The organism is Lacticaseibacillus pantheris DSM 15945 = JCM 12539 = NBRC 106106, from assembly GCF_001311175.1.
Lineage (GTDB): Bacteria > Bacillota > Bacilli > Lactobacillales > Lactobacillaceae > Lacticaseibacillus > Lacticaseibacillus pantheris.
Genome location: NZ_BBAI01000081.1, coordinates 1 through 686 on the forward strand (window position 1 = coordinate 1; position 686 = coordinate 686).

Below are 686 nucleotides of genomic sequence, written 5' to 3' on the forward strand. Positions count from 1 at the left end.
TTCGTTTACTGCGTAAAGGGAAGATTCGGCAAAGCATGTCGCATCGCTCCACATGTCTGGACAACGCGGCCTGTGAAACTGTATTTAACAAACTAAAGGCAGAAATGGTTCCAGCTAAAGAATGTGTCGACGCGAGTGCGCTAATGACCACTATTGATGACTGGCTTAAATACTACAACGAAGACCGGATTCAAACGCGTCTCGGGAGTATTGCCCCGAGAACCTATGAGCAACGGTGCAACATCAAATACCAATTCTACGTACAGGTCAGTCGGCACACGCCAAAGGAGAAGATACAATGACTAAGCGGCAACGGCAGACATTTCGAGCACTCAAACCATTCGAAGGGTTTACGGCGTGGGCTAATCCAAATGACCCAAATACAAGCGCTGTTGGATTAACAAAGGGGATACTTACGAGACTCGTTCTGGCATCTACGACGATGACTACATCGGGGCCACCATCATCGTCGAAGGATTCGGGGAGGTACAAATCGATGGTGTCGACATAACCGACCACAGCGAACCTATTTCCGTTATGGAATATGACCAGCTCCACCCATTTGTCGGGAAAGTTGATCCGGAAACTGGTGCGTGGGAAGGCGAAATCATTTAAATGTGATATTAAAACAAGGCAGCACTCGATGAGCCACCTTGCGGGTAAATCAGATTCTGTTCCAACAAATT

At 47.5% G+C, this 686-nt stretch carries 2 protein-coding genes; one reads left to right on the top strand and one right to left on the bottom strand.

Annotated elements, in window-relative coordinates; all coding sequences use genetic code 11:
- Window positions 1–23 precede the first annotated feature (23 nt).
- On the top strand, window positions 24–302 hold the full coding sequence (locus JCM12539_RS15405; protein WP_369396120.1) for an IS3 family transposase: 279 nt from the start codon (window positions 24–26) through the stop codon (window positions 300–302).
- Here the strand turns inward: JCM12539_RS15405 and JCM12539_RS14380 are convergent.
- Window positions 268–686: hypothetical protein (locus JCM12539_RS14380; protein WP_225350388.1), on the bottom strand; the 419-nt coding region annotated here is incomplete at its 5' end. The genes JCM12539_RS15405 and JCM12539_RS14380 overlap by 35 nt on opposite strands.